The sequence below is a fragment of the Thermalbibacter longus genome, from assembly GCF_023806485.1.
GTDB classification, from domain to species: Bacteria; Chloroflexota; Chloroflexia; order Thermomicrobiales; family Thermomicrobiaceae; genus Thermalbibacter; species Thermalbibacter longus.
Genome location: NZ_JAMSLR010000002.1, coordinates 385,767 through 407,782, shown reverse-complemented (window position 1 = coordinate 407,782; position 22,016 = coordinate 385,767). Strand labels below are relative to the sequence as shown.

Annotated in this window: 18 protein-coding genes; 2 read left to right on the top strand and 16 right to left on the bottom strand. The window is 65.6% G+C overall.

The window, feature by feature from the left end:
- Positions 1 to 41 precede the first annotated feature (41 nt).
- The 3 genes from NET02_RS04925 to NET02_RS04915 all read right to left on the bottom strand — a co-directional run bounded on the left by NET02_RS04925 (position 42) and on the right by NET02_RS04915 (position 1,923).
- Positions 42 to 1,232, bottom strand: a complete 1,191-nt coding sequence (locus NET02_RS04925) for a hypothetical protein (RefSeq protein WP_284056261.1) — start codon at positions 1,230 to 1,232, stop codon at positions 42 to 44.
- Positions 1,233 to 1,346: 114 nt separating this feature from the next.
- On the bottom strand, positions 1,347 to 1,505 hold the full coding sequence (locus NET02_RS04920; RefSeq protein ID WP_284056260.1) for a Flp family type IVb pilin: 159 nt from the start codon (positions 1,503 to 1,505) through the stop codon (positions 1,347 to 1,349).
- 109 nt (positions 1,506 to 1,614) lie between these two features.
- On the bottom strand, positions 1,615 to 1,923 hold the full coding sequence (locus NET02_RS04915) for a Flp family type IVb pilin (RefSeq protein ID WP_284056259.1): 309 nt from the start codon (positions 1,921 to 1,923) through the stop codon (positions 1,615 to 1,617).
- A 378-nt stretch (positions 1,924 to 2,301) separates the two neighbouring features.
- On the opposite strand from NET02_RS04915, the gene NET02_RS04910 reads away from it, so the two are divergent.
- Positions 2,302 to 3,903 (top strand): hypothetical protein, encoded by a 1,602-nt coding sequence (locus NET02_RS04910; RefSeq protein WP_284056258.1) that lies wholly within the window; start codon positions 2,302 to 2,304, stop codon positions 3,901 to 3,903.
- A 236-nt stretch (positions 3,904 to 4,139) separates the two neighbouring features.
- Here NET02_RS04910 and NET02_RS04905 read toward each other — a convergent pair whose 3' ends face one another.
- The 4 genes from NET02_RS04905 to thiO all read right to left on the bottom strand — a co-directional run bounded on the left by NET02_RS04905 (position 4,140) and on the right by thiO (position 7,351).
- Positions 4,140 to 4,574 carry a type II toxin-antitoxin system VapC family toxin gene (locus NET02_RS04905; protein ID WP_284056257.1) on the bottom strand — a complete coding sequence of 145 codons (435 nt, stop codon included), beginning with the start codon at positions 4,572 to 4,574 and terminating at the stop codon, positions 4,140 to 4,142.
- Positions 4,571 to 4,810, bottom strand: a complete 240-nt coding sequence (locus NET02_RS04900) for a type II toxin-antitoxin system Phd/YefM family antitoxin (RefSeq protein WP_284056256.1) — start codon at positions 4,808 to 4,810, stop codon at positions 4,571 to 4,573. Before NET02_RS04900 ends, NET02_RS04905 begins: the two co-directional genes overlap by 4 nt.
- Positions 4,811 to 5,108: 298 nt before the next feature.
- Positions 5,109 to 5,693, bottom strand: coding sequence for an LOG family protein (locus tag NET02_RS04895; protein WP_430981070.1), 585 nt, complete (start codon positions 5,691 to 5,693; stop codon positions 5,109 to 5,111).
- Between the two features lie 539 nt (positions 5,694 to 6,232).
- A complete protein-coding gene (gene thiO, locus NET02_RS04890) occupies positions 6,233 to 7,351 on the bottom strand; it encodes a glycine oxidase ThiO (protein WP_284056254.1) in 1,119 nt (372 codons plus the stop codon).
- Positions 7,352 to 7,493: 142 nt separating this feature from the next.
- Between thiO and NET02_RS04885 the strand changes: the two genes are divergently transcribed.
- Positions 7,494 to 8,273 (top strand): SIR2 family NAD-dependent protein deacylase, encoded by a 780-nt coding sequence (locus tag NET02_RS04885; RefSeq protein WP_284056253.1) that lies wholly within the window; start codon positions 7,494 to 7,496, stop codon positions 8,271 to 8,273.
- Positions 8,274 to 8,394: 121 nt separating this feature from the next.
- On the opposite strand, the gene NET02_RS04880 is transcribed toward NET02_RS04885, so the two are convergent.
- The 9 genes from NET02_RS04880 to NET02_RS04845 form a co-directional block, all read right to left on the bottom strand.
- Positions 8,395 to 9,078: an RraA family protein gene (locus NET02_RS04880; protein WP_284056252.1), complete on the bottom strand. Its 684-nt coding sequence runs from the start codon at positions 9,076 to 9,078 to the stop codon at positions 8,395 to 8,397.
- A gap of 57 nt (positions 9,079 to 9,135) precedes the next feature.
- Complete coding sequence (locus NET02_RS04875; protein WP_284056251.1) at positions 9,136 to 11,016, bottom strand: ATP-binding protein; 1,881 nt, start codon at positions 11,014 to 11,016, stop codon at positions 9,136 to 9,138.
- A 44-nt stretch (positions 11,017 to 11,060) separates the two neighbouring features.
- Positions 11,061 to 12,335: a hypothetical protein gene (locus NET02_RS04870; protein WP_284056250.1), complete on the bottom strand. Its 1,275-nt coding sequence runs from the start codon at positions 12,333 to 12,335 to the stop codon at positions 11,061 to 11,063.
- 2 nt (positions 12,336 to 12,337) lie between these two features.
- On the bottom strand, positions 12,338 to 12,958 hold the full coding sequence (locus NET02_RS16675) for an ImmA/IrrE family metallo-endopeptidase (protein WP_430981069.1): 621 nt from the start codon (positions 12,956 to 12,958) through the stop codon (positions 12,338 to 12,340).
- Between the two features lie 540 nt (positions 12,959 to 13,498).
- Positions 13,499 to 14,131, bottom strand: a complete 633-nt coding sequence (locus NET02_RS04865; RefSeq protein ID WP_284056249.1) for an RNA polymerase sigma factor — start codon at positions 14,129 to 14,131, stop codon at positions 13,499 to 13,501.
- Positions 14,132 to 15,535: 1,404 nt separating this feature from the next.
- Positions 15,536 to 16,384: a fumarate hydratase gene (locus NET02_RS04860; RefSeq protein ID WP_284056248.1), complete on the bottom strand. Its 849-nt coding sequence runs from the start codon at positions 16,382 to 16,384 to the stop codon at positions 15,536 to 15,538.
- Positions 16,385 to 16,512: 128 nt separating this feature from the next.
- Complete coding sequence (locus NET02_RS04855) at positions 16,513 to 17,400, bottom strand: DNA-processing protein DprA (RefSeq protein WP_284056247.1); 888 nt, start codon at positions 17,398 to 17,400, stop codon at positions 16,513 to 16,515.
- A 181-nt stretch (positions 17,401 to 17,581) separates the two neighbouring features.
- A complete protein-coding gene (locus NET02_RS04850) occupies positions 17,582 to 18,538 on the bottom strand; it encodes a hypothetical protein (protein WP_284056246.1) in 957 nt (318 codons plus the stop codon).
- Positions 18,539 to 18,553: 15 nt separating this feature from the next.
- The gene (locus tag NET02_RS04845) at positions 18,554 to 21,412 is read right to left on the bottom strand and encodes a class I SAM-dependent DNA methyltransferase (RefSeq protein WP_284056245.1); all 2,859 of its coding nucleotides are present in this window, start codon (positions 21,410 to 21,412) and stop codon (positions 18,554 to 18,556) included.
- Between the last annotated feature and the right edge of the window lie 604 nt (positions 21,413 to 22,016).

Below are 22,016 nucleotides of genomic sequence, written 5' to 3'. Positions count from 1 at the left end.
CGACCTGCGCGAGACCCACCGCAAAGGCTTCTTCGACAAGATCAAGGACGCGCTGGGGGTGTAGGCGGCGAGCCGCTCCTTCGAGCTCGGACGGGACCGGAACCAGGACGGTAGCCGTCAGCCCGCTCTGTCAACCGCCTCGCACTCCGAAGGGGAAGAGGATAACTCCCCATTGCACCGCCCCGCTGCCCGACGGTAAGGCGCGAAGATCGGAGCCATCGCACGGCCGGCAGGCCACGCTGGCTCAGCCAGGAGCGCAGTAACGAGATGCTCCGGTGCGACCGTTCGTCCTGCCACAGCACGAGGGCGAGGGCCGGCAGGTAGAGGCAAGCGACCACCCACGGGCGAGAGCTGGTGATATGCGCACCCATATCGTTCGGCACGTAGCCCCAAATGAACCACCCGGCCCAGCCGACCCAGCTCCAAGCCGTGAGCCAGAGACTCTGGCGCCAAGTGCGCGGGACCAGCCAAAGGAGGAGTTGGTCGTAAAAGAAGAGGAGTTGGGGCACGAGCCCGAGTACAATCAGGAGCCGCCCTTCTGGCCGGCGGAAGGTGACGAGTGCGTACAGGAGCAGCAGCCCTGGCGGGAAGACAAAGGCGTACAGCAACGGTGGCGGATGGTGATGCTGTTGGACTTCGTGCAGCCACGCCAGCGGCCAGGATGGCATCACGAGCAGGCTGCCCGCAAACACGGCAGCACTTACCAGCAGCCAACGCGGGCGGGGATAGGCTGCCGCCAGCGCGAGGGCCAAATTCGGCTTGGCACCGAAGGCGAGCGGCGTCAGCCATGGAAGTACCGCCGAGGCCATCAGCAACGGTGACCACTGCGCGACCATGGCCGCGATCACGAACGACGATGAGAGGAAGACCGGCAGCCGGTGCAGCCCCTCTCGCGAGAGGGCGTAGGCGAGCAAGCCGGAACTCAACGCGAAGAAGGTTGCCCCCGCATAGTACGGTGGGAGCGGCGTCAAGGGGATTAAGGCAAGCTGTCCTGGCAAGGGGGTAAACAGCCGCTCGTTGTACGGCCACGGGTTGCCCGGTGCGAACCGCGGGTTGTTCCAGGGATCTTCACCCCGAAGGATCGCGCGGGCACCTTCAAGCGGTGAAGTCAAGTCGGCGTCCACATAACCCCGCCACGAGAGTAGGCTGAATGAGAGCGCGAAGCTCCCTACTATGATCACGACCGCGAGCAGCAATCGCTGTTTCCGGTCGAGTGCATCTCGGTCGATCACTTCACATCGCCTTTGTAGTTCAATAACACAGATGAGTTCAGCAAACATAGCGCCGGTTGGGGTAGGCTGGTACGCCTACCCCAACATCACCGCACTTCCAAGAATGGCCGCCGGTCATGAGGCGAACGCGCTCGAAACACTGCTGTAGAACTCAGCCAGCCCGCTCCGCAACCCGACCAGGGCTGCCACCAGCGCGATCGCGACGAACAGGATGATTAACGCATATTCGACGAGCCCCTGCCCCGGCAGCCAGCGGTGGTGCAAGAGGGGCATCGCAGCGCTCCTATCGCTGGCTGTGCAACACGACTTACGCACTGGCCCCGTGAGACCACGGGGCCAGTGGCTCAATCGCCTGCACTCGATTCCTAAACTTTCAGTCGATCTAGCTACCGCTATTATTGAATGCATTCTGGATGTCGGTGAACACTTCTGCAATGCCGCCTCGCAGGGCGATCAACGCACCTACCAGAGCGACCGAGATGAGCGCGATGATCAGCGCGTACTCGACGAGACCCTGGCCCTCAGCCTTCTCCGGCAGATAGAGATCCAAAAGTGCCTTCGCGTACTCGAACATCGTCTCTCGCTCCTTCTCTATGGATTTCCGGCCCGCCGATGACGGCGCGGCCATACGATAAATCCGGATGAATCGATCGGCCCGAGGCTGACCGCTCGCCCCCTGCTGGTCCACCACCTCCCTTCCCCGGGTAACCGGACGGGCGGCCCCCGACCGTCTGGATCGATCTGGCTTCAGGTTAACAGTCCACCATGCAGCGTAGAAGAGGAAAGAGGTCTGTATTGCTCGGGTACTTTCGTACCCGAGCACCGTTCGAGCGGCTGCCCCGGCCGGGCCGCGCCGGTGAGCAACGGCGCGCCGGCGCTCCCGGCAGGGTGGTACCGATGTCCTGGTTCGGGGCGCGCGCGGGCGCCACGCCTTGACAGCAACCGGGCTGAACGCCGAACGTTAGGAGAAAGAGTCCCTGCCGGTGACAGGCCCGCCGGTCGAGGGCGGTCGCTCCGCGCCGCGCGATGGGCGAGGCGGCCGCTGGCCGGGCGAGCGAGATGAGCGCCGATGGTCACACGCAGCGAACCCGTTCACGCTGGGGCTTCCCGGGAACGCCGCACGCGGCGGCTGTATCTGGCTGCGCTCGGCTCTGCGGTACTGCTGGGCGCGATCACCCGCGCCGGGTTCGTTCTGAGGAGCGATTTCCCGCTGAACGACGGGGGCCTGTTCTACGCGATGGTGCGCGACATCCAGCGCGCGGGTTACCTTCTACCGGCACACGCGTCGTACAACGCGGCGGAGATCCCATTCGTGTATCCCCCGCTCGCGCTCTACCTCGCTGCTCTGCTCGACGACGTCACGCCTCTAGGGCTGCTCGACGTCCTGCGCTACCTGCCGCTCGCCGCCAGCGTTCTGACCACCGGCGCGTTCATCGCGCTGAGCCGGGCCATGCTCCCCTCGAGGCTCGCACAGGTCTTCGCCGCCTTCGCCTTCGTCACGATGGCGCGGAGCTTTACCTGGCAGATCATGGGCGGCGGCCTCACCCGATCGCTCGGCTTCCTGTTCGCCCTGCTGGCGATCTACCAAATCCACAGGTTTTACCGAACAAGCCGCTGGCAGCACGCTGGCCTGGCAAGCCTGGCTGCCAGCGCCTGCGTGCTGTCGCACCTCGAGATGGGCTGGTTCGCAGCCTTCAGCGGTGCGCTGCTGTTCCTGCTCTACGGCCGGAACCGGCGAGGCGTCCTCGGTTCCGCGGTGATCGCGCTCGGCACGCTCGTGCTGACCTCCCCCTGGTGGGGGACGGTGCTGGTACGGCACGGGCTGGCACCCTTCCTGGCGGCGACCGACTACGGCGTGCCGCTGGCCTACCGGCCGCTCACCGCGCTCTGGTTCGGGGCAACGGACGAGGTGCTCTTCCCGCTCCCGTACGCGCTCGCGCTGCTCGGGGCAGCAGCCAGCCTGGGCCAGCGACGTCACCGGTTCTTGGTGCTCTGGGCGGCAGCCATGTTCCTGCTCGATGCGCGCAAGGCGCTGACCTACGTGACAGTGCCGGCGGCGATGCTGGCCGGGATCGGCATCGACGAGGTGCTGCTCCCGGTGCTGCGGGGTGGCGACCGGAGCGAGCCCCTCCGAGGCCGCCTCGTGCAGGCATCACTCGGTCTGCTCCTACTCTACTCGACGCTGGGCATGCTGGTAGCCGCAGACAGCACGCTCAGGGCGCTGTCTCCGGAGGAGCGGGAGGCGATGGCCTGGGTCGCTCGCACTACGCCACCTGAAAGCCGCTTCCTCGTCGTCACATCGGACTCATGGGCCAGGGACGCCTCATCGGAGTGGTTTCCCGCGCTGGCCGAGCGGGTGAGTGTGGCGACGGTGCAGGGCAACGAGTGGTTCGCTGGCTTTCCTCAGGCAATCGAGCGATACGAGGCGATCCAGGAGTGCGCGACTGGGGATTCGGACTGCCTGAGACGGTGGTCGCAGACGACGGGGATCGATTTCGACTACGTGTACGTGGTGAAGCGGGAGGCAGCGCAACACCCCCGACTGGGCTCCACCGGCGACTGCTGCGCGGCGCTGAGGTACGCGCTGTCGCACGATCCCGGCTACGTCCTGGTCTACGACGGCCCCGGCGCAGCGATCTACGAGAAGCGAGAAGTTGCCCTCACCCCCTAGCCCCTCTCCCTGGAGGGAGAGGGGTGGCCGGAGCTACCCTCACCCCCTAGCCCCTCTCCCTGGAGGGAGAGGGGTGGCCGGAGCCACCCTCACCCCCTACCCCCTCTCCCGCGTTGCGCGGGAGAGGGGACGCGGCCCCACGCAGGTGCTCGGGGCGTCGGCCCAAGCCCGGTCAATGGCCCCTCTCCCGCTCGGCGGGAGAGGGGTGCCGAAGGCGGGGTGAGGGCAGCGCACCGTCACCCAGCGTGGTGGCCGGGCGGGGCCAGGGCGACGCCAGCACGCTGGGCCGCCTGCCGCAGCGGCTCGTCGCGGGTTGCCAGCGGCAGGGCGTACCGCATCGCAGCGTGGAGATACGCGGCGTCGTAGAGCGAGAGCCCGTACGCGCGCGCCAGGGCCAGCACCTCGCCGAAGACCTCGTCCGGCATCTCCGGCTCCACCTCGATCGGAAGCTGCCGCAGCAGCGAGAGAAACGCGACCGTGTCCGCCTCGGTGAGACGGCCCCGGCGCTCGGCGACGAGCAGGCCGTTCGCGACCTCCAGCGGCCAGAGAGCCGGGACGAGCGCGCCCTCCCGGCTCGTCACCTCCAGAGCCGCCTCTGTGTACTCAGACGCTTCGTCCTCGAAGGCCCACGAGAGCGTCACCGAGGCGTCGAGCACGAGCGCCGGACTCACTCGACGCGCCCCTCGGCGACCAGCGCGCGCAGGGGGAGGCCGTCGAGCCGCTTGCCGCGGCGGAAGCGCCGGAACGCCTCGACGACCTGCTCCGGGTCGCCGCGCCGGGGGGAGACGGGGACGAGCTGGGCCACCGGCACTCCCCGCCGGGTGATGACGATCCGCTCGCCCTTCTCGACCCGGTCGAGCAGTTCGGAGAAGTGCACCTTGGCCTCGAAGGCTCCGATCGCAGTCACGAGCAGCTCCTCTTAGACCGGTCGCAGACCAGTCTACCCGGCCGCCCGGCCAGTTGCAAGCAGAGAAGCCGCCCTCACCCCCTAGCCCCTCTCCCGGTGATCGCCCTCACCCCCTACCCCCTCTCCCGCGTGGTGCGGGAGAGGGGACGCGGCCCCACGCGCGTGCTGGGGCCGTACTGCATCGCGCGATCGGTGACCCCTCTCCCGCTCGGCGGGAGAGGGGTGGCCGAAGGCCGGGGTGAGGGAGGAAAGCGCGGGAGAGGGGTGCCCGAAGGGCGGGGTGAGGGTGGATCAGCCGTCAGATCTGCTCCCTGGTGATCCAGCGCGGCACGATCACCGGCGGCTCGTGCCGGAGGAGCTGCTCGAGCAGGCCTTCGGGGTCGGAGTCGACGGTCAGGAGCTGCGCGTACTCGGGAAGGATGAACCCCTCCGCGATCGCGTGCTCGATGAGGGCGAGCAGCGGGTCGTAGTACCCCTCCACGTTCAGCAGTCCCACCGCCTTGCGGTGCAGCCCGAGCTGGGCCCAGGTCACCACCTCGAACAGCTCGTCCAGCGTGCCGAAGCCCCCAGGCAGCGCGATGAACGCGTCCGACAGCTCCGCCATCAACGCCTTGCGCTCGTGCATCGTGCCGACGATCCGGAGCTCGGTCAGCCCAGTGTGGGTGACCTCCCGGATCATCAGCACCTCGGGGATCACCCCGATCACCTCCGCCCCGCCGTCGAGCGCGGCGTCGGCGAGCACCCCCATCAGCCCGACGCTCCCGCCGCCGTAGACGACCCCGATGCCGCGCGCGGCCAGCAGCCGGCCTAGCCGCTCGGCCTGCTCGGCGTAGACGGGCCGGTAGCCGGGCTGGGAGCCGGCGAAGACGCAGATGCGCTGGATGCGTGGACTCTTCATCGCGACGCGCTCGATCCTCTCACGGCCAGGGCCCCGGCCTCCGAGCAGGCCGGGGATGCGCCCGGCAGTGTACCGCATCTCCAGGCCAGCGAGTCCCCGCCTCCGGGCCGGCAACCCACACCGCGCGGCCACCGCCACCGCGCCACGGCCCGGATAGCACGGGCGAAGACGCCTGGCCTCGCCTCGCGGGGAGGCTGCCCGCTCGACCGACCCGCCGGGCCGGAGCACCGGCCGGCTGACCCGACCTTGCGGCGAGGCCTAACCGGCGTCGAGCACGCGCGCGGGGCCGAGTCCCCGCTCCGCGCTTCGCGGGAGGGGCTTCCCCCTCTCCCCGCCCTCCTATCACGCCTGTACCATCCAGGCGCGCCGGGGAATCACGGCCGCAGCGTCCGTGAAGCGCTCCCAGCTTCTCCGTAGCCACCTGCGCGAGAGGAGCGGCGAGTCGAGCGGGGCGAGGCAGTCCCGCGACGGGCGCGGCGGCGAGCCCCTCCGGAGTGACTGGGGCGCGCCGCGCCGCGCGGGCGTCACCGCGCGAAGCGGGCGGGGTCGAAGGGGGCGAGGTCGACGGCCGGGCGGCGCCCCTCGAGCAGGTCGGCCACCGCCTCGGCGGTGACCGGGCTCAGGAGCACCCCGTTGCGGGCGTGCCCGGTCGCCACCAGCACGTTGGCCAGCCCGGGGGCACGACCGATCAGCGGTAGGCCGTCCTCGGAGAGCGGGCGTAGCCCGGCCCAGGCGTCCAGGAAGGTCGCCTGGCCCAGCGCCGGCACCGTCTCGACCGCGAAGCGGCTCAGCAGGGCCACCCCGGCGCCGGTCGGGCGGCGGTCGAAGCTCGCCAGCTCCTCCGTGGAGCCGACGGCGACGGTGCCGTCCGCCTTGGCGCCGATGTACAGCTCGCCCCGGTAGAGGGAGTGACGCACCGCCGGCCCCCAGGCCGCCAGCCGGACGATCTGCCCGCGCAGCGGCCCCACCGGCAGCGACAGCCCGAACAGCCGGCCCAGGTGCCCGCTCCAGGCCCCGGCCGCCAGCACCACCTGCCCGACCGCCAGCCGGCCATCGCTGGTGAGCAGCGCCGTCACCCGGTCACCGTCGCGCTCGACCCCGCGCACCTCGACCGTCTCGCGGATGCGCGCGCCGGCCAGCGCGGCCGCGCGGGCGTACGCCTGCACCAGCCGCGGGCTGAGCACCTGCCACTCCCAGGGCGCGTAGAGCGCGCCGCGGAGGAGCGGCGAGACTTCCGGCTCCAGCTCGCGCAGCTCCCGGGCCTCGAGCCAGCGGCACTCCGGGTGGTACTGGCGGAGCGTGTCCGGCGGGAGCCGCAGCGCCGCCTCCTCGTCGGCCGTCAGGGCCAGGTAGAGCGCCCCGGTGTGGCGCAGTTCCGGGTCGATCCCGGTGCGCTCGCGGAGGTCGGCGGCGACCCGGGGGAAGCGCTCCAGGCTGGCCGCCGCTAGCGCGCCGAAGGGGTCGCCGTGCCGGCCAGGTGGAGCGCCGGAGAGCAGCCCGGCGAAGGCGACCATCGCCTGGCCGCCCACGCGGTCGCGCTCCAGCACCGTCACGCCCCAGTGGCCGCGCGCCGCGAGCTGGTAGGCGACCGCGCAGCCGATGATCCCGCCGCCGATGATGGCGATCTCCGCGCTCTCCTGCATGTGGCACCGTACTCCAGCCGGTGATGCCTGCCTTCCCTCACCAGGATACGCCATCGACCGCCCGGGCGGAACAGCCTATCGCGCGTTCGGACGACTTGCGCGGGGGTGTAGGATTGGAGCCTGGAGAGGTGGAGGAGCGGTGTTGCACGAGCAGACCGTGTTGACGGGCGCGCAGCGGGAGATCATCGAGCAGCTCGCCGACGAGCTGTACCGCACCCAGCCGGCGCTGGCCTTCACCGGGGCTGGCATCTCGACCGAGTCAGGCATCCCGGACTACCGCGGCCCCAACGGGCTGTGGTCGAAGCAGAACCCGACGAAGTTCCGCGACTTCCTCAACGACGTCGAGGTGCGTCGTCGCTACTGGCAGCGCCGGCGCGAGCGCTACCCGCTGCTGGCGCGGACGCAGCCGAACGCCGGGCACCGGGCGCTGGCCCGGCTGCAGGCGGCCGGCTACCTGCAGGAGATCATCACCCAGAACATCGACGGCCTGCACCAGAAGGCCGGCTCCGACCCGAGCCTGGTGATCGAGCTGCACGGCACGGCGCACGAGATCCGCTGCCTCGACTGCGGGGCCCGCTGGCCGGCCGAGGAGTTCGACCCCGGCCCCGAGGGCACCGTGCCCGATTGCCCGCTCTGCGGTGGGCTGGTCAAGGAGGCCACGGTCTCCTTCGGCGAGTCGCTGGACAAGGAGACCCTGCGCCGCGCGCTCGGCCTGGCCGAGACGGCCGCCGTGCTGCTGGTGGTCGGCACCTCGCTGAGCGTCTACCCGGCGGCCTACGTGCCGCGCCGGGCGCTCCAGCACGGGGCGACGGTGGCGGTAGTCAACAACGAGCCCACGCCGATCGACAGCCAGGCGCGCTACGTCCTCTACGCCCCCGCCGGGGCCGTGCTGGACGAGCTGGCGTCGCTGCTGGCCGGCTAGGGTCGCGGAACGCCCCGAACCTCCGGCGAGAGCGGCCAGGCAGCGTCCCAGCGCGGCTGGCCGCTCGCGTGGGGCAGGAGGTACCAAGACTCTCGTGGCGGCGATCCGCGCGCCGGCGCGCTCAGCGTGCCTTCGGCCGCCCGAGCAGGCGCTCGAGGGCCACGTTGGCCCCTGAGAGATCGGCCAGCGAGGCGCCCTCGAGCAGGCGGCGCCGGCGCTCCTCGGTGCGCCGCTCCCGCGCCTCGACCTCGGGCAAGAGCGCGGCAGCCTCCGACGGCCTGAGGAAGAGCACGCCGTTCTCATCGGCCAGCACCAGATCGCCCGGGTGCACGACCACGCCGCCGCAGGACACCGGCAGGTTCAGCGCGCCGCTCGGCGTCCCCAGTAGCTTGGTCGTGAGGAGGCTGGTGCCGCGGGCGAACACCGGGAAGCCCAGCTCCTGCAGCTCGGAGCGGTCGGTGCAGACACCGTCGACGACGATCCCGAGCGCGCCGCGCTGGCGGGCCGCCAGGGCCACCATCCCGCCCACCGGCGCGTGGCGGCGGTCGCCGCTCGCCTCGATCACCAGCACGTCGCCGAACTGGAGGAGCTCGGTGGCCTTGTGGACGAGCGTCGAGTCCGGCGGCGCGATGCGGACGGTGATCGCCCGGCCGGCCAGCTTGACCGGCTCGACCATGGCCCGGATCTCCGGATCGGCGAAGCCGTGCTCGATCAGGTGGCCGACCGTGGCGAAGCTCAGCCGGAGGTAGCGCTCGCACAGCTCGTCTGGCAGCGGCGGCGGCAGCGGCCCGATCTCGACGCTCACCCCGTCTTCCCGCCTATGCGACACATAACCTAATTGAGAAGTGATGCCCTTAAGGTTTCAATCTATCAAACGCAGCTTCGCTGGCGCTGGATCGATCGATACAAGGAGTGGACGAGTTAGATGTGGAAACGAGACGACTGCCTGCCCCGGTGCTAGACCCGGCAACCGCCTCCACAATCCGTCATCAATTCCGCTTATAATCCTTTGCAACAGGCTTACTACATTAGGATCGCTCAACTTATGGACGACGTAGGAGTTCACTAGGCCGAACACCTGGCGTGGTAGATGCTGCGGAAACTGCGTGACGAATACTAGACCCAACCATCGCTTCCTACCCCTCTTCGCGATGCGGGCCACCTGTTCAAACAGCACCGGCATCTTCTCGATCCGCTCCGCTGATAGGAACTCATGCGCCTCCTCAATAATCACCAATACTCGGGCTGGTGGAAGGGCAGCTGGATTCATAGCTCTGGATCGCTCATACTCGCTGCAAAGGCAATCTTGCGTCTCCTGGACGCCACGCAGAAGATCCGCGATAACGATATTGCTAAGCTCTGACATACCAGAATCTGATAGGTCAATCACTGAGACAGCACCAGGTTGTAACATCGTGTGGTAATCGAGTGGCGCGACCCCAGAGCTATCAAACACCTTGAGCCGTCTCAGACGAGCGAGCTTACCAAGCAGGGCGCGCCAAGAGACTGGTGAATCGATCTTGACCTGTGAAATTTGACGTTTGAGAGCCTCTAACCCTTGACCCTGGAGTTCTGATGTAAGTGGAGATGGATCCCTGTCATCAGACCGCGCAACGACGCCGCCAACGATATCCATCAGGAAATCCAGAGTGAGCCTTGGATAGCCTCTTTCAAACTCGTCTAACTCGATCGCTAAGCGTTCCTCATCACTGTTGCCAGGCCTTGGGAAGATTCCTAGATCGCGTAGCAATGCCTTGGCAATTTCATAAGCCTTGTGAAAGCGGTCGGCCTGTGCCTCGGTGAGACCGAGAATTTCGATCACAGTGTATGGGGAAAGACGTTCAAACTGCAGCGAAAATGCCTTACGCTCAGGATGTTCGGGATTGGTAGTCTCGCGTCCAACTAAGTGATAGAGCGTGTTTGGTATCCCAGCTGGCTCTAGGCCCCGGGCCTCTAGACTCGCAAGCATTGTCGGATCGTCTGTTTTCTCGTGCAGGCACGTGTATTCGCCTTCAACGTCAAGTAATATGACGGCCATCTTGGCAGCCTGTGCTTGTTGGACAAGCTGTGCAACGGTTGTCGACTTGCCACCGCCGGTGGTACCCAGAATGGCCGTGTGGCGCGGGAGCACTGACTTCTGCATAGAGGGTACACGGACAACAAGGTTTTCATAGCCAATCACCAATCCTATCCTGATATCCCCGTCACAATTGAGAACCTTAGCCGTCTCTTCTTCATCAAGGACAAAAACACCACTATTTGGCAGCGGTCTGAGGCGTGGTGGAATGAGAGTCCCGTCGGCCTGCTCTTCGCCCAGAATCGTAACCTGCACACGGCCGTGATAAGGCGGAAGATAGATGCCGCCTCGTGTGGTAACTGTGACCAGCATTGGCGAGTCTGCGCGGAGACTATCCGGCTCAACAAATGGACCCGCTGTTACGACCCCCAGGTAGTTGCGCTTATCACGACTCTTGATCCGAACAAGTGCCTGTGACGGCGCACTGTGTATATTCTCTTTCGGTAATAGCACAGTAACCGTATTATCGTCACTACTGGGTAAATCAAACATTGTTGCCCCGATGGAGCCAAACATAAACTCATCGGGTTGTAGTTCTCCACCTGCAGCTTCTATTTCTCGCTCAATTTGTTGGGTCGCATCGGATGGAGTAGCCACGACTCCATTCTGCACGACTTCGTTAGAGTTCCCAAGCGGTGTTGGATCGTTCGGAGACTGCGACTTCATGGCCGATCCTTTCCATGCATCAACGCAATCTAGACAGGGACCAGCTATAGGTACCGACTCGCCCGTTCACTGAGGAATCGCCATGGCGCACCGACATCGATGTAGGCTGTCGCGACGGGTCCTGCTAAGGTTTCAGCACCAAAGATGCTGCTACAGACACTGTGGGCGATATCGAGTAGGAGCGGATATCCCCGGTGCTCCTGCAGAACGCTGTCTGCAAGAGCAATATGGGCAGCGACATACGCGTGGTCAACATGGGCGTAGAAGAGTTGCGCCGGCGCCACGCGTGAAGCGCGATAAACACCAACCACAACCTGTGAAGCAACTACGTCCCGAAAGCGCTTTATCCAGGCTTCCGGAGTAAGAAGTTCGCCGTCCCATTCGGCGCCGTCGGACTCAGAGGCACCCCACCCACCATAATGTCCGCGCTCAACAATACGGTCGATCTGCTCCCTTAACGTCCCCACGATAGCGAACTCCAGAGGACGCAGTGCCTGACCGATGGTCAGCAGAACTCGGTCCGCAGGTTCGCTCGCGACGAACAAGAACCTCTGGTGCCTCTCGACCAGTTCCCGGATTACTCTGGTAGCCTCAATCATCAGCTTGGGACTACCAGAGCCAGTAACCAGCTCGTACGGGGCTGGATTGCCATGTCCCATGCGCCATTTAGCGGTTGATCGACGAAGCAAGATTGCGCGTTCGGCATACGACATGATGCCTCGCTGAGCCAACTCGGTGAGCTGGTCACGACGCTCCGTTTGGTTCAGGCCTGCTCTTCGCTCCCTTCGTTCGAGGACTGCCAGCATCTCCTCTCGAGGATCCTTACTAGTCACACGCAGATCGCGCCGGAACAGGCGCTGACTCCAGGTCCCTTGACTGCCTTGGTACGAGACAAGACATACGCCGATCTGGAAGACGGTAAGCGGCAAAGTATCGTGGATATGCCGATTCCCGTCACAGGCCTCTACACCGCCATTAAAGAGCAGACCACGGTGAATTCGCTCTAATACAGATAGATCCGCTTCATACACACCAGCCCCGCGCGGTGCTCCGGGGTAAGTTGCCAAGCGTGGAAAGACTTCTTCCCTGATCGTACGGAGTAACGATTCCTCCCGTTCGACAGCTTCGCGTACCTCGGCTGCTAGCCGATCATAGATCAGTGCCAGGTCTTCCCCAGAAGACCACGTGTCGACGTCTAGCGTCCGTTGCAGATCTTCCCCGAAGGCTCCCGTGAAGTCTTGGTCTGTGACCTGAACGATCGACTCGCCGCCAACGATGGGGAGGCTATTGCTATCGGGTTCCGGCTTGCTGCGACTCACAGTCACTCACCTCCACCTGTCGCTTGCATCTTCTCTTCCGCACCGGAAGCCGAAAGTTCGACATGCGCGAGACCTAGCCGGTGAAGCAGCGAGTGACCTCCGGAAGGGCCGGGACAGAGAATGCAAGCGTATCGTTCCGCAGCCTTGTCAGGAAGGCCATATTTCGTCCTCAAGTGGTGGGTTGCAACTGAACGCCGATCGCCATCAGAAACGTCCGAAATTGCCCGGATTACCTCCCTAGACGGGGCCAACAGCTCAAATGCGAGCAGATCTGCCTCCAGCTCGGCAGCCGTCGTTGTCGCTCGATCGGGCCAGGAATCACGGGACCGGTTCATGAGGTGGATGAAGTACCCCACCCTTACCCGAGCCAGTAAGGCGTGTACTCGCTCTTCATGAGTAGGAAGTCGATCACCATCGAGAACATCTAACACCGCTGGCCCTAGCTGCATCACTAGATGCTGCCGGGGCAGCCAATAATGCCGCAAGAAATGAGCCAACTCGTGCGCAAGTGAAAAACGCTGTTCATCAACGGGATCCTGGCCTTCCAGAAAGACAATGCCGTGCCCGTATCGCGCGATCAAACATCCGCGCAGTGATAGATCTTCAACCGCAATTGAGCACATAATGCCACGCTGTCGTAACCACGCATCTATGGTACTTACACGTAGCCGTGGCAGCAGAACGATGCTTAGGGGTAGGGCCTTGGCGATGGAGACGCGGAGGTCTCGCGGCGGGTCCTCCCGCTCGCCAACCGTAGCCCAAAACAGTTCGGCTGTCTCGGTCACCCATAGGGGCATTGTCATGTCCGATTCTCCTCATGGTTCACTTCCTCGGTGGCATCCCGGGCAGCCATGAGGAAGCCTCGGTCACCTTCAGCACCGCGCTGTAAGGCCGCGAGCGCGTCTGCGCGACGAACAATCTCGGCCAGGGTCTCCGGCCGAATGCCGAAGTGTTGAGCGATCCGTTCTACATCCTGCTGAAAGAATGGCGGTTCTGGCCGAGGGCGGCGACAAAGCGCGAGGGGAGCGAGTGTCGAAACCGGGCAGCCGAGCATGCCCGCGAGGTCCTCGTCGTCAACCCCTTCGCTCCGAGCGTACACCCAGAGCACGCTTGCCAAGAAATGCGGGTCGTTCACGACTCGCCGCGCTAGCGCGTCAATCCGATCACTCACTCCAGCCCCCAGCCCGCTCAAGCCGCTTCTTGATGCGATCTTTCACACGTTTGACCACACGTCGCTGCTCGGACACTGGGCGATGAGTTATGCCAAGAACAGCAGCATAGGCCTCCGTCCGACGCTCGCCCTGTGTCATTAGCTCAAGCACCCGGTTTTCTTCCTCAGTGAGCGCTACCTGTAGATTAGCTCGGATGGTCGCTAGGTCCACATCCTCAAGCTTTTCGACGATCAGTGCAGGGTCTCCTACCACGTCCCATAGATACTTCCGGGCGTCCGGAGAAAGCTCGACAACGTCCAGGGGAACCCGCCGTTCTCGATAACGCTGTTCGGATCGAAGCCGGTTTCTTAGGTCACCGAGTGCCGAGATTCGAAGGTAGACTTCGAGTGTCTGCCGTTCTGACTTGTAGCTGCGCGGATTCTTGATGAGTGCCAGGATTGCGTCCTCGGCCGCGGTGGCGCAGTCATGGGGATCCACTCCAGGGTTGTGACGGATCAGCCATTCGGTTAGCCGATCCAGATAGGTGACGGCCAAGTCTGAAGGAGCGGTTGGATCGCCCTCGATCAATCTGGCATAGAGATCAAGTTCCTCACTACGCGAGAGAGCACCACTGCGTTCACTCACACGAGCACCTCAGCGGGAACGTATGCTTATCGACCTTAACCTGATATTATAGCCTCAGATCGCGAGCATGTTGGCTTATTGTCTCCCAGTCGACGTTTTGGTGTGGGTTGGTCGCTCCAAGAGGTTGAGAGAGCGTTGGGATGGTCGGGAGTGACAGTATCGAGAAGCCTGGGACGGCTCGCATTAGAAATCATGACTACATCAAAGCCACAATTCGCCCAATCCATCCCTTTCCTGCGAGAATGGCTCCAGAGTTAGCCCTCCGGGAATGTGGTGCACTTCCTACTGGTTCAATTGTATTAGATCCGATGGCTGGATCTGGAACAGTACTCCGCGTGGCGGCCGAATATGGTCACGAGGCACTTGGATTCGATCTGGATCCCTTGGCCGTCATCATGGCGAGAGTGTGGACTACTCCCATCGATACGCGATGCCTGCGGGAGACTGCGGTTGAGCTTGCTCGGGCGGCTCAAGACTGCGCGGGCCGCAAAGTCAGTCTACCGTGGATCGATGACGATGATGAGACTAGGCGGTTTGTCGATTACTGGTTCGCGAGAGAACAACAGCTGCAGCTGCGGATACTGAGCAGCGAAATCGCAACTATTGATGGCCCCCTCGGAGATGCCCTACGAGTCGTTCTCAGTCGAATCATTGTAACCAAGGACAAAGGAGCCTCGCTAGGCCGAGATGTGTCGCACAGTAGGCCACATCGAGTGGCTGTACACAGCGACTTCCCGGTTACTGACGCGTTTCTCCGATCGGCAATACGCTTGGCCCTACAGTTGGAGAAACAACCGCCGCCAGGTAGAGTCACCGTTCGCTTCGGCGACGCTCGGAAGCTTGAGGCTGTAGCAGCGCAGTCGATTGATGCCGTTATTACTTCTCCACCATATCTCAACGCGATCGATTACTTGAGGGGACACCGTCTAAGTCTTGTTTGGCTGGGTTATCGACTTGCAGATCTTCGCAGGATTCGCGCAGTAGCGATCGGTGCCGAGCGAGCGCCTGAACCGAGTGCTGACGTTCAACTGGCTAACGAGCTCATTAGTTCACTGCATGGAATTTCTCGGCTTCCCCGGCGAGAGCACCGTATGATTCAACGCTATGCGCTTGACCTGTACGATTTGGTATCAGAAGCGTACCGGGTCCTGCGGCCGGGCGGTAAGGCCGTTCTTGTGATCGGCAACTCTTGCCTTCGGGGTATATTCGTGAAGAATGCGTCACTGCTTATAGCAGCCGCCGAACGTGCTGGATTGCGACTCGTTGATGAATTCGAGCGCGAACTCCCGCCTAACCGGCGCTACCTGCCGCCGCCAGAAGCTACAAAGATCGGTGGACTCCGCAAGCGCATGAGAACTGAGTCGGTACTCACATTTGTACGCACTTAGAACTGCAAAGCCTCGCCTACAGCTCGACCACGCGGTGGCGGGCGGCCGGGCCGCACTGGAGGTTGACCGCCACCGGCAGGCTGGCGATGTGGCAGGGGAACGTTTCGACGTGCACCGCCAGCGCGGTGACCCGCCCGCCGAACCCCTGCGGGCCGATCCCCAGCCGGTTGATCGCCTCCAGCAGCTCGGCCTCCAGCTCGGCCGCCTCGGGGTCGGGGTTCACGCTGCCGATCTCCCGCAGCAGCGCCCGCTTGGCCAGCCGGCCCACCGAGTCGAAGGTGCCGCCGATGCCGACGCCGACGATGACCGGCGGGCAGGCGTTGGGCCCCGCCAGCTTCACCGTCTCCAGCACGAAGCGCTTGATCCCCTCGCGGCCGTCGGCCGGCGTCAGCATGGCCAGCCGGCTCATGTTCTCGGCCCCGCCGCCCTTGGCCAGCAGCGCCAGCCGGAGGCGGTCGCCCGGCACCAGCCGGGTATGGACGACCGCCGGAGTGTTGTCGCGGGTGTTGCGCCGGGCGGTGAAGGGCCGCTCGACCATCGACTTGCGCAGGTAGCCGACGTTGTAGGCTTCGCGCACCCCGCGGTCGATCGCCTCCTCGAAGGCGCCGCCGACGATGTGGACGTCCTGGCCCACGTCGGCGAAGACGACGACGGTGCCGGTGTCCTGGCACATCGGCACGCGGTCGCTCTCGGCGATGGCGATGTTCTCCAGGAGCTGCTCGAGCACCTGGCGGCCGAGGGGGGAGACCTCGCGCTCGCGGGCCAGGGCGAAGGCGCGGCGGACGTCCTCGCCTAGCACGTAGTTAGCCTCGAGACAGAGGTCTCGCACCGCCGCGGCGATCTCGTCGACGTGGATCTCGCGCATGGTGGTCGTCCTCCGGGCTGGCTCCGCGCCTGGAGCTAAGGCTACCCGAAAGCCGCCGCGGCGTCCCTCCTGTAAGCCGGCAGCGTCTTCGGCCGCGATGAAACCGGGCTCGAAGTCCGTGGAACTCCCTATTCCGCCAAGGGCAGCTCGGCCTGCTGGACGGCATCCCGCCCCGGTGGCTCGGGCTCGCCGGGAGACGAGCGCGGAGGCAGCCGGCGCCCGTCGCTGAACGACTCGGCCAGGACGACCTCAAAACCGAAGTCGCTTCCTGGTCGATCGACACGACGCGCTCCGAGCTCTGGATCTGAGAGAAGCGCTCGATTCCCTTCGACGGCTCCGTCGAGCACCCAGAGTGGGCGCCCCAGCTTGCGTGCCTGCTCTGCTGCGTTCCATGTCCCGCTGAGGCGCAGGCTCGCCTGTTCCTGGTTCCCGTTCGAAACGCGCGCGAGTCGGCGATTGCTCGTCTCTCGCGGCACGTACTTCAGCTTAGTGTGGACCACGAGCACGGCATCGGCCAACCCCACGACGAGCCGGTTCCGCGCCATCGCCGCGCGGGCATGCCAGCGCTGGTGGGGAGGCATTTCCGAAAGCACGAGCAGCTTTCCCGCTGCGAGGTACGGTTCATAGCGCTTGGCGAATCGGATGGCTTCGGCGCTCTCCAAGCCCATCGGGCGGACGACGATTGCTTGCCCTCCGGACTCCAGCGCTCCGTTCATCGCTTCGAGGTCGACGCCGCGCGCCCCTCCAGTGACCACCACCAGCCCATGGCGAGCGAAATAGGCTCCCGCCTGCCGGGCATACGCGAGGAAGTCCGGCGGAGCGGAGCGGGATCCGACGATCGCGATCGTCGCCTCAGCGTTCAGGAGCTCGAGATTCGTCCCCTCCCAGGCGTAGAGGGTGATCACCCGACCGCGCTTGCCTCTGAGCTTTCCCTCCTTCGCTAGGCGTGAGGGGTAACGGCTATCGCCGTGCTCGATCGCGAGTGGCTTCCAGGGAGTGAGCTTGTTCGTCGCCATGCGGGCTGCCTTTCAATGCGCGGTCAGTGCTCCCGGCGCGTCCGCGTCTTCGTCAATGCCAGAACGAGAACAGACTCTCTGAGCGATAGTTGAAACTCTTCCACGGTAAGACACGCGGCTAATGCATTCGCGAGCACGGATCGGTGAGCCGTTGGTCTGCCACGCGAGGAGAAGGGCCGGCTTACCGTTGTGGGATTGACGAAGTATTCTCGGAGAGAAGCCTGAATAAGGCCGCCTGCACCCACTCCCTGGCTCGCGCGAAGGCGAGGTCCTCGTCTTTGGTCTCCGGCGTTCTTCCCTGATGCGCGATTGCATTGCGCACCCGGATCACGGTGTCGATCTCCCCGAGATCGGCCGTGACACCCACGGTCTGCAATGCATGGACAAAGCGCTGACGGCGCGATCTCTGCTGCGTTTCGCGCAATCTACCCTCAAGCCTCCGGATTTCTTCGTCTGTAAAGCCATAACGGGAGAACATGTTGCGAACTTCCTGCAGCAACGAATCCCTTTGTGATTCATTCTGAAGGCGCGCTTCGATCAGAGAACTATCGGATCCGGCCAGGTACTCGACAATTAGCTCCAGCGCTGCGTATCGGATGAGGAACGCAGCCCACTCCTCGGGCGTGACAGTGGCGATGTAGTTCAACTCGATCGCGCGCTTTAGCCGATGATCGGGTAACGTCTCGTATCGCGAAACCACCTGATTCGCAAAGTCGACTGACTCGACTCTCTTCTCAACCCAAATCTGCTCCGCACCCTCTATGATGCCATGATCACCAAGAGCCACTGTGCGGCAATTCTCATTCCCCGTATCCAAAGAGTCGGGCTCTGCGATGGGCGGAGGTTCGCTAGCTCTCTCTTCAGCCTGAAAGCCAGGGCCGTATACGACCCGAAACGCATGCCCCTCAAGAGCGAAGGCGCCGAACGCGAGGCGTACCTTGCGCTCCGCCTTCTCCTTTGCCTCAGTCGGATCGCTCGCTTCGACCTCCAACTTGGCCGAGCCGATCTTGCGCGCGGGGTCGTAGTCGCACAGAATCTCACCCACCTTGAAGGAATCCGGTAGGTGCGACCACTGAGCGGAATGCATCGTCGTGATCACGATCCGCTCGAATGGCACCGTGACCTCGTAGATCGCCATAGCGGTCGATGCCTCCTAGCGTGTGGGCGGCACTCTGGCAGACTCGCTCGTGCCTGCTGTAGCCCCCGCCCGCGCGAGGTTGAGGGCGAGGAGGCGAGCGAGGATGGTCTCCGCGTCCACGGTGGCCGGGTCGGGGTCATCCCAGCCATAGGCGGCCCAGACGGCGCGGTCGAGCCGGGCGTGCGCCTGCACCAGCCAGGCGGGCCGCTGGTTGTAGAGGGTGGTCAGCGTGCGGCGCTTCAGTTCAGCCTCGCTCGCCCCCTCGGGGTTCAGCCAGCGCTCGCGCAGGCAGTGCAGCTCGCGCGCCGCCGCGGCAATGGCCTCGACGCGCGGGTCATCGACCGGCTCCTGGCCCGGCGGCCAGGGGAAAGGGAAGGTCTCGAAGGTGGTCGTCGGGGTGTAGCGCGGGTCGTTGCCGGCGCCGAGCCACGTACCCATCCGCAGCGCCCAGACCTCGTGCGCCCGCGAGTGGAGCACGCCGAAGAAGTAGTCGTCCTCCCGGGCGAAGACGATGATCTGGCTATCCGGGAGGGTGCGACTGTCGAGCCAGACGAAGATGCGGTGCGTGGCGACCCGAGCGGTACCGATGAAGCGGGACAGTCCGGCCAGGGCCTGGCGCATCCCTGGGCGCGGCTCGACGTGCAGCCACCACCGCTCCCGGTAACTCTGGCGGTTGTTCTTCTGCCGCACGGGCAGGACGTGCCGCTCGACGTGCTCGAACGGCAGCTCGTAGAGCGCGGCCTGCTCCAGCGGCATGTCCACCCCGAAGTCGATGATCCACATGTCCCGCGGGCGGCGCACCACGTCCAGCCCGTTGACCCAGGGCCGCACCACGTCGCTGTTCGACCGGCCGTTGGGGTTGAGCGGCGCAGCCAGCATCTTCCGGGCCAGGTCCCCAGGGATGTCGAACGGGCCGCCCTTGGTGTCGCCCATGAAGGCGATGCCGGCGTTCTCGGGCAAGCGCCGGGCTTTGGTGATGTCGATCGAGGCCGTCAGGTCGGCGTTGATGGTCGCCACCGGCAGCCCGTCGAGCGCCCGCTCCTGCTCGCTGCCGTCGTCGAAGCCGACGATCGAGATGCGCACGGCGGCGCCGTCGAGCACCCACGGCTCGTCGTCCCAGGCCATGAAGATGTCGCCGCTCTGCTTGATCCGCTCCAGCACCCGGCGGTTGGCGCCGCCGCGGATCGAGTTGGTCGCCAGGAGCCCGGCGCGCTTCGCCCGCCCAGCGGCGATCTCGGCCCGCGCCTTCTCGAAGAAGTAGCAGCAGAGGTCGGCCTCGCGCGGTACCCGGCCAGCGTAGACGGCGAAGAGGTCGTCCACGTAGGCGTCGCCCAGCTCCGTCCGCAGGCGCTTGCCGCCCAGGAACGGCGGGTTGCCGATGATGAAGTCGGCCCGGGGCCACTCGGCCTCGCGCGGCCCTGCTGGGTCAGTGCGGTCGAGCAGCGCGTCCTGGAGCCGGATCGTCTCCATCGGCGCGAGTACCGGGTCGCGGGTCACCTGGAAGCCGTTGGCAGTCATCCACTGCAGGTAGCCGATCCAGACGATCGCCTGGGTCAGCTCGCGGGCGTAGGCGTTGATCTCCAGCCCGTAGAGCTGGGTCGGCACGACGCGGGGGAGCATCTGGGAGAGCCCGTTGGCCGCGCCGAAGGCCACTACCTCCTTCTCCAGGTCCTTCAGCTTGGCCAGCGCCACGTAGAGGAAGTTGCCGCTGCCGCAGGCTGGGTCGAGGATGCGCACCGCGGCCAGCTCCTCCTGGAAGCCGAAGAGCAGCTTGGCCAGCTCCTCTTCCCGTCGCCGCCGGGCGCGGTAATCGCCCCGCTCCTGTGCGGCCCGGCGGGCGGCGGCGATCTGCTCGGCCCGGGCTCGCACCTCGGCCCAGCGCCGCCGTAGCGGCGTCATCACCACCGGCTCCACCACCCGCTCGATGTCGGCCCGGCCGGTATAGTGCGCGCCGAGCTGGGCCCGGCGGGCCGGGTCGAGCGAGCGCTCGAACAGCGTGCCGATGATCGCCGGCTCGATGCTGGCCCAGTCGAGCTGGGCCGCCTCGGCCAGTGTGGCGATCTCCTCAGGCGTCAGCGGCACGACCGCGATCTCGGCGAACAGCCCGCCGTCGAAGCGCGGGATCTCCTCGAAGCCGACGACCCCGCCGTCGCGCATCGCCGCGAACAGCTCCTCGACCTTCGGCGCGAACAGGTCGGGGCGCCGCCTGGCGAACTCGAGCAGGCGACTGAAGACCTTGTTGGGGAGCAGGCCAACGTCCTCGGCGAAGAGGCAGAACAGCACCTGCACCAGGAAGTGGGCGGCCTGGTGGGACTCGACGCCGCGGTCCTGGAGCGCCAGCGCCAGCCGGGCGAAACGCTCGGCGGCCTCCTCGGTGACCGATTCGACCGTCCGGGCAGGCCGCAGGCGCTCGGGCTCGGTGAAGAGCGCCCGCAGGATGGCCAGGTTCTCCGCTCGATCCAGCTCGGCCAGCGTGAAGCGGTAGACCTGCTTCGGCGTGTTCGTGAAATTGGTGTGGATCTCGAAGCGCTCGAAGTCGGAGACGACCAGCAGCGGCGGGTTCTCCAGCGCCTCACGGTACTGGAGGAGCTGCTGGTAGGCAGCGTTCAGGTCCTTGTGCTTGCCCTTGTACTCCCAGGCGAAGTGGCCGCGCATCCAGACATCGGCGAAGCCCGGGTCGCCGGTCGTCTTGGTCGCGCCCTTCTGGAAGGTGAACCAGGCGCCGTGGGCGTCGGCCTCGGCCGGGGTCGGCTGGCCGAGCATCCGGCAGAGGTCGATGAAGTGCTCCTGGTAGGCCGCCGTCTCCTTGAGCGTAACGTCGGACCACTTGGCGATGAACTCTTGAGGAGTCAAAACAGAGGCAGATCGCTGCACGCCGAACTCCTGGGTAGCCTCGTGCCGGTCGTGAGAACACGCGTCTCGACCGAAAGGATAGGAGGGAGAGGGACGAGCGTCAACGTCTGCCGCCTCGCTCAGGCCACCCCCGCGCGGGCTCGCCGCCAGGCGCGGAGCACGCGGGGCAGCGCCGATGGCACACCATGGGTAGTAGGGGCAGGCCCCCGTGCCTGCCCCATCGTCGGGGCGACCCCGGGAATCGGGCGACCACAGGGGGTAGGGCGACCATAGGGGGGTCGGGAACCACAGGGGGTTGCCCCTACCGGGCGACAACCCGTAGGGGCAGGCCCCTGTGCCTGCCCCACACGTGCGGCAACCACGGGGCGACCACAGGGGGTCGCCCCTACCCGTTGACGCCCTCGCGCCTTCGCGGGCCGGCTTCGGGATGGTGCTCGAGCCGTTCCTCGACCCTCACAGCCAGCGCGTCGTTCGGCGGCTGCTCGGGCGATGACGAGGCGGTCTCGCCGCTCATCCGCGCTCAGGCCGCCGCGCCGGCTGAAACCGGCTCACCAGTGCCGGGCGGGAGAGGAACCTAGCCCCCGCGCTCACCGGCGCGCGGCGAACCTTCCCCCTCCCTCGAACC

Excerpts from the sequence above, each read along its gene's own strand:
- NET02_RS04920 (WP_284056260.1), bottom strand. The coding sequence starts at position 1,505 with ATGCCCCTCTTGCACCACCGCTGGCTGCCGGGGCAGGGGCTCGTCGAA.
- NET02_RS04910 (WP_284056258.1), top strand. The coding sequence starts at position 2,302 with ATGGTCACACGCAGCGAACCCGTTCACGCTGGGGCTTCCCGGGAACGC.
- thiO (WP_284056254.1), bottom strand. The coding sequence starts at position 7,351 with ATGCAGGAGAGCGCGGAGATCGCCATCATCGGCGGCGGGATCATCGGC.
- NET02_RS04875 (WP_284056251.1), bottom strand. The coding sequence starts at position 11,016 with ATGAAGTCGCAGTCTCCGAACGATCCAACACCGCTTGGGAACTCTAAC.
- NET02_RS16675 (WP_430981069.1), bottom strand. The coding sequence starts at position 12,958 with ATGTGCTCAATTGCGGTTGAAGATCTATCACTGCGCGGATGTTTGATC.
- NET02_RS04860 (WP_284056248.1), bottom strand. The coding sequence starts at position 16,384 with ATGCGCGAGATCCACGTCGACGAGATCGCCGCGGCGGTGCGAGACCTC.
- NET02_RS04855 (WP_284056247.1), bottom strand. The coding sequence starts at position 17,400 with ATGGCGACGAACAAGCTCACTCCCTGGAAGCCACTCGCGATCGAGCAC.
- NET02_RS04850 (WP_284056246.1), bottom strand. The coding sequence starts at position 18,538 with ATGGCGATCTACGAGGTCACGGTGCCATTCGAGCGGATCGTGATCACG.